At 48.4% G+C, this 11,908-nt stretch carries 9 protein-coding genes and 2 tRNA genes; 10 read left to right on the top strand and 1 reads right to left on the bottom strand.

Annotated elements, in window-relative coordinates; all coding sequences use genetic code 11:
• Positions 1-152: 152 nt before the first annotated feature.
• Positions 153-228 (top strand) — tRNA-Gly (locus A1OO_RS01455).
• Between the two features lie 196 nt (positions 229-424).
• Positions 425-500: transfer RNA gene (locus A1OO_RS01450), tRNA-Gly, on the top strand.
• Positions 501-1,131: 631 nt separating this feature from the next.
• On the opposite strand, the gene queG is transcribed toward A1OO_RS01450, so the two are convergent.
• Positions 1,132-2,259, bottom strand: a complete 1,128-nt coding sequence (gene queG / locus A1OO_RS01445; RefSeq protein WP_139124399.1) for a tRNA epoxyqueuosine(34) reductase QueG — start codon at positions 2,257-2,259, stop codon at positions 1,132-1,134.
• Positions 2,260-2,309: 50 nt separating this feature from the next.
• On the opposite strand from queG, the gene A1OO_RS01440 reads away from it, so the two are divergent.
• The 8 genes from A1OO_RS01440 (at position 2,310) to hflK (ending at position 11,908) form a co-directional block, all read left to right on the top strand.
• Positions 2,310-3,821: a bifunctional ADP-dependent NAD(P)H-hydrate dehydratase/NAD(P)H-hydrate epimerase gene (locus tag A1OO_RS01440; RefSeq protein WP_017005279.1), complete on the top strand. Its 1,512-nt coding sequence runs from the start codon at positions 2,310-2,312 to the stop codon at positions 3,819-3,821.
• 37 nt (positions 3,822-3,858) lie between these two features.
• Positions 3,859-4,326 (top strand): tRNA (adenosine(37)-N6)-threonylcarbamoyltransferase complex ATPase subunit type 1 TsaE, encoded by a 468-nt coding sequence (gene tsaE, locus A1OO_RS01435; RefSeq protein WP_035008755.1) that lies wholly within the window; start codon positions 3,859-3,861, stop codon positions 4,324-4,326.
• 4 nt (positions 4,327-4,330) lie between these two features.
• On the top strand, positions 4,331-6,043 hold the full coding sequence (locus A1OO_RS01430) for an N-acetylmuramoyl-L-alanine amidase (RefSeq protein WP_017005277.1): 1,713 nt from the start codon (positions 4,331-4,333) through the stop codon (positions 6,041-6,043).
• 2 nt (positions 6,044-6,045) lie between these two features.
• On the top strand, positions 6,046-8,091 hold the full coding sequence (mutL, locus tag A1OO_RS01425; protein ID WP_016959115.1) for a DNA mismatch repair endonuclease MutL: 2,046 nt from the start codon (positions 6,046-6,048) through the stop codon (positions 8,089-8,091).
• Positions 8,084-9,010, top strand: a complete 927-nt coding sequence (gene miaA / locus A1OO_RS01420; RefSeq protein ID WP_026024106.1) for a tRNA (adenosine(37)-N6)-dimethylallyltransferase MiaA — start codon at positions 8,084-8,086, stop codon at positions 9,008-9,010. The genes mutL and miaA overlap by 8 nt, the downstream gene beginning before the upstream one ends.
• Positions 9,011-9,105: 95 nt before the next feature.
• On the top strand, positions 9,106-9,378 hold the full coding sequence (hfq, locus tag A1OO_RS01415; protein WP_016959113.1) for an RNA chaperone Hfq: 273 nt from the start codon (positions 9,106-9,108) through the stop codon (positions 9,376-9,378).
• Between the two features lie 26 nt (positions 9,379-9,404).
• Entirely contained in the window at positions 9,405-10,694 is a 1,290-nt protein-coding gene (gene hflX, locus A1OO_RS01410) for a ribosome rescue GTPase HflX (RefSeq protein WP_016959112.1), read from the top strand.
• A gap of 53 nt (positions 10,695-10,747) precedes the next feature.
• The gene (hflK, locus tag A1OO_RS01405; protein WP_016959111.1) at positions 10,748-11,908 is read left to right on the top strand and encodes an FtsH protease activity modulator HflK; all 1,161 of its coding nucleotides are present in this window, start codon (positions 10,748-10,750) and stop codon (positions 11,906-11,908) included.

The following is an 11,908-nucleotide window of genomic DNA, read 5'->3' as shown; positions in this document are numbered from 1 at the left end:
TGCCAAGGTTGAGGTCACGAGTTCGAGCCTCGTGTGTCGCTCCAATCTCTCTTAGTGAGAGAGCAAACATACGGTATAGCGAAAGCACACCGAACAAAGTTTGCGGGAACAATAAGATTTAAAGATCATGTGATGATCGTCAGATGATCCTTGCGACACTAGCTCAGCTGGTAGAGCGCAACCTTGCCAAGGTTGAGGTCACGAGTTCGAGCCTCGTGTGTCGCTCCAAATTGATACCTTTCGATACGTCGGAAGCGCAACACGCAAGAAACCTTGCCAAGGTTGAGGTCACGCCTAAGCCTTGAAGATCGGGAGCCTCGTGTGTCGCTCCAAATTGATACCTTTCGATATGTCGGAAGTGCGAAACGCAAGTTACCTTGCAATCGCTTCAAAAATTGCCGAAGTCATTCGGACGCTCTTTAATGCGACACTAGCTCAGCTGGTAGAGCGCAACCTTGCCAAGGTTGAGGTCACGAGTTCGAGCCTCGTGTGTCGCTCCAATTTAGGCTTCTGATACTTCAGAGGCACGAGATACAAGAAGCCTTGTGTTTCGTTTCAATTTCTTACAGTAAATCGTCTGTAAGCATCAACACTTCGCGGAATATGTACCAGTTATATGTAGGGTACAGCGAGTCGTTGTCTTTAATGCTGTGAAGCATTATCTCAGGGCAAGGTCTAGCCCAGCTAAAATCTGAATACTAAAGTAATTCCTACTATGCCACTGAGGCATAGTTGTTCGCATTTATATGTTTCTCACAGAGTTATCCACAGCGACCAAGTTGTGGGTAAAGCCGTTGATGAATATTTGAAGGTGTGACCTTTCGCAGAGTTACCTGCTCGGAAGATGATCAGTGGATAACTCATGCTTGTGCATGAGCTTTTGTATAACTGTATGTTTTTATTGGGTTAGTGTTTTTCGAGAAATAACTTTTCAAGCGTTTATCCCCAACCTTGTCACCTTACGTGACATCACGCCGAGATTATTCACAGATTGTGTTTAACTTTATTGATATGCACTGATTTATGGCGTACTGAAAATGTTTTCCACATTGCGCAGCAGAAGTGAATCTGTGTCTTATTTTTGAACTTTTATCGATTGAAAACTGGTAAATTCGTCAAGATTTGCATGATTTATGCGTCTCTAGGCAAACCTTTTTGGACTATTCGGACTAGCCGTTTAGTTGAAGCGGGCTGTACACTAATCGCTGCTTCCTTTTTGCGCTCGACTTGCTGAGCGATAGCCCAATCGAGATGCTCATCAAGCATAGCAGAGAAACTTTTAGCTGCTTGTAAAAGCTCAATAATTTCTGGGTCGTAAGGTGCGTTCCCCATCGCAACTGACAGGTTCCTGCGCCATTTTTCGTGGCCTATACGGCGAATTGCAGAGCCTTCAGTTTCTTTTAAAAATGTATATTCATCCCAACTGAAAAGCGTTTTTAATGATTGTTGAACCAAACTTGGTCGACCGTGGAAGTCCGCTTCTTGTGTGAGTTCAGCCTCACGATTATAAGGGCAGACTAACTGGCAGTCGTCACAGCCATAAATTCGGTTACCCATAGCAACGCGAAACTCCTCAGGAATAGGGCCATCAAGCTCTATAGTGAGATAAGAAATACAGCGTCGCGCATCTACCACGGTATTATCAACGATGGCATTGGTTGGGCATGAGGTCATGCAGGCAACGCATTTCCCACAGAGGTTATCTTGCGGCGCGTCCACAGGAAGCGGCAAATCTACTAATAGCTCGCCGAGGAAGAACCATGAACCGGCCTCTTTACTGAGTAAGAGCGAGTGTTTGCCAGTCCAGCCAAGTCCTGCCTTTTCCGCCAGAGGGCGCTCCAGCACAGGGGCGGAATCAACAAATGGGCGGTAGCCAAACGGTCCGACTTCTTGTGAGATGCGATCGCCTAATTTTTTCAGTCGGTTTCTGATCAGCTTGTGGTAATCACGGCCAAGCGCGTAGCGGCTAATGTAGGCAAGCGAAGGGTCGTCGAGCGTTTTGGCAAACCCCGCATTGGGTGGCAGATAGTCCATACGCGCGCTGATGACGCGAATAGTCCCTTCAACCAACTCTTGTGGGCGGGCACGCATCATGCCGTGGCGCGCCATCCAATCCATTTCGCCATGATAACCAGCGTCAAGCCATCGTTGAAGTTGGGCTTCATGCTGACGGAGATCAATATCGGTAATACCAATATGCTGAAAACCTAGTTCACGCCCCCATTGCCTGATATTTTCAGCAAGTTGGTTAAAATTGATCGACGATAGAGATCGAGAGTCAGACATAAGATCAGGATGGATAGCTGAAGATGACGGCAAGTTTACCACACTCCCTGTATCGATCGGATCAGGTTAGAGACGGAGAACGCAAGATCGCATCGGATCTTGGTGTGAAAATGTACGATTTAATGACGCATGCGGGATTCGCCGTGTTTAACGTACTTTGTCAGCGTTGGCCTGAAGCGGATAAGATCCTGATTTGTTGTGGCAGTGGTAATAATGGTGGCGATGGCTATGTGGTAGGGCGATTAGCGCTTGAAGCGGGTTTAAATGTGACCCTTTGGTCTGCCTGCGACCCTCTTAAGATCACAGGCGATGCCTTGTTAGCGCAGCAAGCCTTCGTAAAACAAGGTGGGACGATCTTAACGGGGGATTTGCCCGATGAACCCCGTGATCTGATTATTGATGCGCTGCTTGGTACCGGTTTATCACGGGATGTGTCGGGGTGCTATCGTGATGCTATTGCGTCGATTAATGCCTCGTCGTCGCCTGTCCTTGCTGTTGATATCCCGAGCGGATTGCATGCTGATACGGGCGGTGTGCTTAGCGGTGCGGTGAGCGCCGACATCACGGTGACGTTTGTCGCATTGAAGCAGGGGCTTTTTACTGGAAAAGCGGTGGATCATTGCGGCGAGTTAATTTTTGATGGTCTGGATATAGGTCAAGCGTTTGAAGCGCATATCCCCTCTTCAGTTACACTGCTCTGTTCAGAGCAAGCGCGGCAATTGGAACCCACTCGCTGCCAAAGTGCCCACAAAGGTCATTTCGGGCGCCTTCTTTGTATCGGCGGTGAAAAAGGGACAGGTGGCGCGATTATTTTGTGTGGTCAGGCTGCATTGCGAACGGGGGCGGGACTGGTGGCATTGTTAACCCATGAAACGAATGTGACCGCGATATTGGCTCGCCAACCTGAGTTAATGACTCGGCAATGGGAAGAAAAGCGAGGCAGTAAAGCACTGAACGAAATACTCACTTGGGCTGATGTGATTGCACTTGGCCCAGGGCTGGGTCAATCTGCTTGGTCAAAGCGAGTGTTTGATGCGGCGCTTGAGAGTTGTAAGCCGATGGTGATCGATGCTGATGGTTTAACATTGCTTTCGAGGGATCCTTGTCGAAATCAACGCCAAAACCAGCAAAATAATTGGATACTCACTCCTCATCCGGGAGAAGCCGCAACATTATTGAATCTCAGTGTTGAAGAAATTGAACGGGATCGGTTTTCTGCCGTCAAAGAAATACATAATCGCTACGGTGGCGTGGTGGTGCTTAAAGGTGCAGGCACAATCGTTTATGATGGCGTTCACTCCTTTGTCATCCATGCAGGAAACCCCGGCATGGCATCAGGTGGAATGGGGGATGTGTTAACGGGCGTGATAGCGTCTTGTTTGGCGCAATCTCAATCTCTTGAAGATGCAGCAAGGTTTGGCGCGTTTCTGCACAGTTATGCTGCAGATATCGCAGCGCAGCATGGATCGCGTGGTCTATTGGCCAGCGACTTGCTACCTTTGCTAGGAAATAACATAGAACAAATGCAGATTTGACGGCGATTGACCGTTAAACAATAAAGCAGTGAGAAACATGACAATAATGATCAATACTGAGCTTGCCGATGAGCAGGCAACAGTGGCGTTTGGTGCGGCACTCGCAGCAGCGTGTTCACAGCAAACTACGATTTATCTACATGGAGATTTAGGTGCGGGGAAAACGACGTTTTCGCGCGGCTTTATTCAATCTCTTGGCCATGCAGGTAACGTAAAGAGTCCAACTTATACACTCGTCGAACCCTACCAGCTTGCCTCTTGGCAGGTTTACCATTTCGACCTCTACCGTTTGGCCGATCCTGAAGAACTTGAATTTATGGGGATACGTGATTACTTCACGCCTGACGCGCTTTGTTTGGTGGAGTGGCCGGAAAAAGGTGAAGGTTTATTGCCAGAACCTGATCTCGATATCACACTGAAATATAACGGTGAGCAGCGAACGGTACAGGTGAAAGCCAATACCGATGTCGGTGAAGCTCTGATTGATACGTTGGAGTGGAAATAGATTTATGCGTTGGCTTGGCGTGTTAGCAGGGATCATAGGTTGGCTGGGGTTGATGACCTCAGCATGGGCGAATTCACTCGAAAATGTGCGTATTTGGCCAGCACCTGATGAAACCCGAGTTGTGATGGATATGGCGAGTGAACCCGCCTATTCGTTTTTTACGCTAACTAAGCCTGATCGTCTGGTGGTGGATATCAAAGATACATCGCTGGGCATGACATTGCCGAAAACCATCAGCGACAGTAAAATCTTAACCAAAATCCGTAAAAGCAATCCGGCTAAAAAAGGGGGTTATCGCCTTGTTTTTGAGCTGAAAAACAAAAGTACTCCTCGGATATTCGCGCTTGCACCTGGTGGTGAATACGGCCACCGTTTGGTTATTGATCTACCACACAGTGCAAAAGTTATTGCTGTGACGCCGGCGAAAAAACCGAAACCTTCAGAAGCTCAAGCCGCCTTGCCGTTTGGGACGGATGACATCATTATTGCGATTGATCCCGGCCATGGTGGTAATGACCCTGGCGCCGTGGGGCCAAAGCGTAAATACGAAAAACACGTCACTCTCTCCATTGCACGCCGCGTTGCTCAAAAGATAAATGCGACGCCAGGATTAAAAGCCGTACTGACGCGAAATGGTGATTACTTTGTTGATCTGAACAAGCGCTCTGAAATTGCCCGTAAACATGGTGCGCATCTTCTCGTTTCTATTCATGCGGATGGTTTTCACAAGCCTCAACCTAGCGGTGCATCCGTCTGGGTGTTGTCGCGTAGTCGCGCAAACAATGAAATTGGTCGTTGGATAGAAAAGCATGAAGAGCAATCTAACTTGCTTGGCGGTGGCGCATTACTTGATGACAACGAAGACGAATATCTCAGTCGTGCGGTGCTCGACCTGCAATTTAGTAACTCGCAAAAAGAAGGGTATGACGTCGCGATTCGCATATTGAAGGAAATGGGGAAAGTGACAAAGCTGCATAAATCCAGCCCTGAACATGCCAGTCTTGCAGTACTGAAATCTCCCGACATTCCATCCTTGTTGGTCGAAGCGGGTTTTATTACTAACCCGAAAGAAGAAAGGCTTCTGCTGAGTTCTGGTCATCAGCAAAAAATTGCCAACGCGGTATTCAAAGGGGTATTGACCTATTTTGAAGACTTTCCGCCAGATGGCACCTTAATGGCTGCTCGTAAAAACGGCGTGAAGCACAAAGTGACACCCGGTCAGTCTCTATCCGTTATTGCTAAGAAATACGGCAGTACAGTGTCTGCAATTAAGGCCGCAAATGGCCTCAAGTCTAACTCGTTGAGAGTGGGGCAAGTGTTGAGTGTGCCTAACGTAAACTTAGGTACGTTAGCGTCGACGTCATCTAAGCCTACAGCACCTCAACGCGGAGCCAAAACCTCATCGGGTAAAACGGTCACCAAACTCCATATTGTTGGCCGCGGTGAATACCTTGGCAAAATTGCGTCGAAATACGGCGTGACGGTCGCCAGTATACGTAGTGCGAACAAGCTGCGTTCTGATGAGTTGGCTGTGGGCCAGAAGTTAAAAGTGGTCGGTATTAAACCGAAGAACAAACAGCACAAAGTGAAACGCGGGGAGTATCTGGGTAAAATCGCCAGTAACTATGGCGTGACGGTCGACAGTATCCGTAACGTCAATAAGCTACGCTCAGACGAGTTGGCGGTCGGTCAAACCTTGATTATTCCCGGGAGCTAAGCATGACGATTCAGATATTACCTGCTCGTCTGGCGAACCAGATTGCAGCAGGCGAAGTCGTTGAACGGCCAGCTTCTGTGGTTAAAGAGCTTGTCGAAAATAGCATTGATGCGGGTGCGACACGTATCGATGTTGATATCGAAAAAGGCGGCAGCAAACTCATTCGTATTCGTGATAACGGCTCGGGTATTAACAAAGATGAGTTGGAGTTAGCGCTTAGTCGTCACGCAACCTCAAAAATCACCTGCCTTGACGATCTTGAAGCCATCATTAGCCTTGGTTTTCGTGGTGAAGCGCTCGCCAGTATTAGTTCTGTTTCCCGTCTGACACTGACTTCTCGCACGCAGCAACAAACAGAAGCGTGGTCTGCCTATGCAGAAGGGCGAGATATGGCGGTTCAGGTTAAACCTGCTGCTCATCCTGTAGGGACAACCGTGGAAGTGGTGGATTTATTCTTTAATACACCCGCACGTCGTAAGTTTCTGCGCACGGATAAAACTGAATTTAGCCACATTGATGAATTGCTTAAACGTATTGCGTTAAGCCGTTTTGATGTGGCCATTACATTGCGTCACAACGGGACGATGGTGCGTCAATATCGTGCCGCCACTAATGATGCGCAGCGCGAACGTCGACTTGCTGCCGCGTGTGGCAGTCAGTTTGTTAAAACGGCCGTCGAGGTGAGCCTTGAGCATCAAGGATTAACCCTTCGTGGCTGGATATGCACACCACAAGGTGCGCGCGCCCAAAACGATATTCAGCATTGTTTTGTTAATCAGCGCATGATGAAAGACAAACTCATTAATCATGCTATTCGACAAGGCTATGAGGCGTCACTGCGCTCTGATCAATTCGCCGCATATGTGCTTTATATCGATATTGACCCTCATCAAGTGGATGTGAATGTCCATCCAGCCAAGCATGAAGTGCGTTTTCATCAAGCGAGATTGGTGCATGATTTTATCTATCAGGCTGTTGCTGATGCATTGATGCAAGTGGCAGCAGAGCAGGCGCATGACGCTCAATATTCACACCCAGAAGCGGGTGAATATGAAACGGCAACTGACAGTACTCAGCTTGATTCGCCAGCACATCGTTCGGCGTCTACCTCTTCAATCTCAATGCCGACGAAGACAATTTCGTCGACAGCCGAACCGCGAGGCTTCGCATCTTCTCGTTCAGTTGAAGGTACGTCTCCTTCGTCTGACTCAAGTGCCTACTCAAAAGCCGAAGCCAATGTGGATTCGAGATATCCGGGACAGTCCGAAGGGACAGAGTGGCGAGCACAGTCTGATACAACGAGCAAAACCAATACTCATCGCGGTGAAACCAAAGCGCGGTTTGGTGAAGCAGCGCCATCGTACAGTGAGCAACGCGCTTATAAGGCGCTAATGACAACCCCTGTTGTTCCTACTCAACATGAAGTCGCTGAGCCTCCCAAAGCATTTTCAAAAACGCCGATTTCAGTCGGCCATGTTGATAAAGGATTGGGCAAAGCACTGGCGATTGTCTCATCAAAATATTTGCTGTTGCAGCGCATAGATGGTTTCGCACTATTGGATTTAGATGCGGCAGCGTATCTTTCGATACTTGGTCAGATGCGCTTTGCCTCTTCGGAAGGGTTAAAAGCCCAACCTCTATTGATCCCGCAGGCTTTGCCAGCGTCAGCGCAAGAAATCAAATTATTAGCACAATATGATGCACTGCTTCAGCAGTTTGGTATTGTTATCCGAAAGAAATCGTCTTCGCAAATTATGGTGATGGCGGTGTGTCAGCCGCTGCGCAAACACAATTTGCAGCACTTTGTTCCTGCACTTTTGGATGTTTTAGCGCAGAAAGGGGAGCAAGATGTGCTTTCTGAGGAACAACTGATGGATTGGTTGGCAGTACAAGCGACGCAAAAAACAGACGACTACGGCCTGTCGCAAGCCATTACACTGATCACTGAGTTAGAACACTGTTGGCAGGATCAGCTAGCAGCGCATTTTTCAACGTTACTGCGTCCGGTCGATGTGGCAACGGCAATAGAAGCATTCAAACATGACTAACGCTTTGCCTAAGGCAATTTTCTTAATGGGGCCGACCGCATCGGGTAAAACCGATCTGGCTATCGCGCTAAGACAACAGTTCCCCGTCGATATCATCAGTGTCGATAGCGCATTGATCTATCGTGATATGAATATTGGCACCGCTAAACCTAATGCGCATGAATTGGCATTAGCGCCGCATCGATTGATCGATATTCTCGATCCTTCTGAGGCATATTCCGCGGCTGATTTTCGCGCCGATGCGCTGCGAGAAATGGCGGACATTGTCGCAAAAGGGAGAATTCCGCTTTTAGTTGGTGGTACGATGCTTTACTTCAAAGCATTATTGGAAGGTTTGTCACCTTTGCCTCCTGCGGATCAGGCGATCCGAGCTACTATTGAGCAGGAAGCGCAGATGCGAGGTTGGCAGTCACTGCATGACGAGTTGTGCAGTATCGATCCTGTCGCAGGAGCGAGGATTCATCCGAATGATCCTCAGCGACTGTCGAGAGCGCTGGAAGTTTTTCGTATTTCGGGTAAAACTCTGACTGAGTTGACCGAAACCAAAGGTGAACCATTGCCATATGAGGTTCACCAATTTGCAATAGCCCCTAAGGAAAGGGGGGAGCTACATCGCCGAATTGAGTTACGTTTCCAAAAGATGATGGAAGCTGGCTTCGAGGAGGAGGTTCGTACGCTTTACGATCGCGGCGATTTGAATTCAGATATGCCTTCGATCCGGTGCGTGGGTTACCGACAGATGTGGGATTATTTGGCGGGTAGCTGCTCTATTGATGATGCAGTCTATCGTGGTGTGTGTGCCACCCGTCAGTTAGCCAAGCGTCAAATTACCTGGCTTCGTAGCTGGGACAATTTGACATGGCTTGATAGCGACGACGTGCCGTTATCGTTACAAACAGTCACAAAGTGTTTAACCTGATCGCAGTTTGAGCAGGGTATACTTGGATTGTTGTAAGCGGCGTTGTTGATCTTTTTGTTGCTAATACAACTACAAACCAATAAGGAAAATTAAAAATGGCTAAGGGGCAATCTCTACAAGACCCGTTTCTCAATGCACTGCGCCGTGAACGTGTACCTGTTTCTATCTATTTGGTAAACGGTATCAAGCTACAAGGCCAGATTGAATCTTTTGACCAGTTCGTGATCCTGCTGAAAAATACCGTCAACCAAATGGTGTACAAGCATGCGATTTCTACCGTGGTCCCTGCTCGCCCAGTGAATCATCATCATAACAATCCTACTGACCGCCCAGCAGGCGAGCGTCAGCAAGATAAGACTGAGGAGTAACAATCCTTTGGTAAGGAGTTGATCGCTTGTTTGACCGTTACGAAGCCGGTGAACAGGCTGTTTTAGTTCATATCAACTTCACCCAACAAGGCGAATGGGAAGATCTCAGCGAACTCGAATTGCTGGTATCGTCAGCGGGGGTTACGCGGTTGCAAACGATTACAGGCAGCCGACAATCCCCGCATTCCAAATACTTCGTTGGTGAAGGTAAAGCCCTCGAAATCGCAGATGCCGTCCGGATGACCGGGGCAGAAATCGTCATTTTCAACCATGCGCTATCACCTGCGCAGGAGCGAAATCTCGAGCGGTTAATTCAATGTCGTGTGCTTGATCGCACCGGCCTAATCTTGGACATTTTTGCTCAGCGAGCCCGCACTCACGAAGGTAAGTTGCAGGTAGAACTGGCGCAACTTCGTCATCTATCGACTCGACTTATTCGAGGCTGGACGCACTTAGAACGTCAAAAAGGCGGTATAGGCTTGCGTGGCCCGGGTGAAACTCAGCTAGAGACTGACCGTCGTTTGTTACGTGATCGCGTCAAGGCGATTTTGCGTAGACTTGATAAAGTCGCCAAACAACGAGAGCAGGGGCGACGCGCAAGAAATCGCGCTGAAGTGCCGACTGTCTCGCTGGTGGGATACACCAATGCAGGCAAATCTACTTTGTTCAATCGCATTACGGATGCCGGTGTTTATGCAGCTGATCAGCTGTTTGCAACGCTTGACCCGACATTGCGTAAGATCGAAGTGGAAGATGTTGGCGACGTTATTTTGGCAGATACCGTTGGATTTATTCGACATTTGCCCCATGATCTCGTTGCGGCATTTAAAGCTACGCTCAAAGAGACGCAAGAAGCGACGCTATTGCTCCATGTCATCGATGCTAGTGATGATCGTTTCCGGGAGAACATTGACGCAGTTAATGTGGTTCTTGAAGAGATTGATGCACACGAAGTACCAACTCTGTTGGTGATGAACAAGATCGATAATATGGAAGATGCATTGCCGCGTATCGAACGTGATGATGAAGGCGTCCCAAGAATTGTTTGGGTATCAGCGCTTGCAGATCGGGGTATAGATCTTCTTTTTGAGGCACTGACCGAAAGGCTGGCGGGGACTATGGTAAGCTATCGCTTACGTATTCCACCTTCGGCCATTGGCAGAATGCACAGTAAATTCTGTCGGTTGCGTTGTATTTTGCAAGAAGAATACGATCAGGACGGACATTTGCTGATCGATGTGCGCTTACCTCAAGCCGATTGGCTAAGGTTAAGAAAACGGGAAGGCAGCGAGTTAGGCGACTTTATCGTCAACTAACAGACTGTTACAGTATAAAAACTATCGTCATATCATATTGATGGAGTGCTCTAATGGCGTGGAATGAGCCAGGAAATAATGGCGGTCAGGACAAAGATCCGTGGGGTAATCGCGGAGGTCGTGACCAAGGACCGCCGGACCTCGATGAGGTGTTTGGTAAAATTAGCCGCAAACTGAGTGGTTTGTTTGGTGGCGGTAAAGGTAAAGGACCATCTTTTGGCAGCAGTGCTGCTGGTTTGGGCGTAGTTGCCGTTGTGGGTGTGGTTATTTGGGGCGCGACAGGCTTTTACACTATCGGTGAAGCTGAGCGTGGTGTTGTATTGCGCTTCGGTGAGTACAACCGCATTGTTCAGCCTGGTCTGAACTGGAAACCAAATTTCATTGATGAAGTCACAACCGTCAATGTCCAAGCGATTCGTTCTTTGCGTAGTTCAGGCGAAATGCTGACCAAAGATGAAAACGTTGTGAGCGTTGATATGGACGTTCAGTATCGCATTGCAGATCCAGAAAAGTATCTGTACTCGGTAACTAATGCGGATGACAGTCTACGTCAGGCAACTGACTCAGCGCTGCGTGCGGTCATTGGTGATGCGGTGATGGATGATATCCTGACTACAGGTCGTCAAGAGATCCGTACAAAAACTCAGACGGAAATCAATCGTATTATCGACCGTTACGATATGGGTATCTTGGTTGTTGATGTGAACTTACAAGGCGCGCGAGCTCCGGAACAAGTTCAGGATGCATTCGATGATGCAATCAAAGCGCGAGAAGATGAAGAACGCTACATCAAAGAAGCAGAAGCTTACAGTAACGACATTTTGCCTAAGGCAACGGGTCGAGCTGAGCGTCTGAAGAAGGAAGCGTTGGGTTATCGTGAGAAAACCGTCAATGAAGCTGAAGGTGACGTGGCGCAGTTTGAAAAGCTGCTTCCTGAATATCAGGCTGCACCTGAAGTGACGCGTAATCGTCTCTATCTGGAAACCATGGAGCAAGTCTATGGCAACACCAGCAAGGTACTGATTGACTCACAAGCGGGCGGTGGTAACTTGCTGTATCTGCCTTTGGATAAGTTGATGAATCAAGCGCCTCAACCTCGTACCAATTCTGATACCAATGCGATTGAATACGGTATTGAATTGGAAGCGTCAGGCCCGTCTGGAGTGCCTAGCCCAAGTTCTAGTCCAACGACAACGCGTCAGGGGAGATACTAA

Source organism: Enterovibrio norvegicus FF-33 (assembly GCF_000286835.2).
GTDB lineage: Bacteria > Pseudomonadota > Gammaproteobacteria > Enterobacterales > Vibrionaceae > Enterovibrio > Enterovibrio norvegicus_A.
The sequence above is the reverse complement of the archived record's forward strand: the minus strand, read 5'-3'. Positions and strand labels throughout refer to the sequence as shown.

What these genes read in the sequence shown, in the direction of transcription:
- A1OO_RS01440 (WP_017005279.1), top strand. Translation starts at nt 2,310, where the DNA reads ATGACGGCAAGTTTACCACACTCCCTGTATCGATCGGATCAGGTTAGA.
- tsaE (WP_035008755.1), top strand. Translation starts at nt 3,859, where the DNA reads ATGACAATAATGATCAATACTGAGCTTGCCGATGAGCAGGCAACAGTG.
- A1OO_RS01430 (WP_017005277.1), top strand. Translation starts at nt 4,331, where the DNA reads ATGCGTTGGCTTGGCGTGTTAGCAGGGATCATAGGTTGGCTGGGGTTG.
- mutL (WP_016959115.1), top strand. Translation starts at nt 6,046, where the DNA reads ATGACGATTCAGATATTACCTGCTCGTCTGGCGAACCAGATTGCAGCA.
- miaA (WP_026024106.1), top strand. Translation starts at nt 8,084, where the DNA reads ATGACTAACGCTTTGCCTAAGGCAATTTTCTTAATGGGGCCGACCGCA.
- hfq (WP_016959113.1), top strand. Translation starts at nt 9,106, where the DNA reads ATGGCTAAGGGGCAATCTCTACAAGACCCGTTTCTCAATGCACTGCGC.
- hflK (WP_016959111.1), top strand. Translation starts at nt 10,748, where the DNA reads ATGGCGTGGAATGAGCCAGGAAATAATGGCGGTCAGGACAAAGATCCG.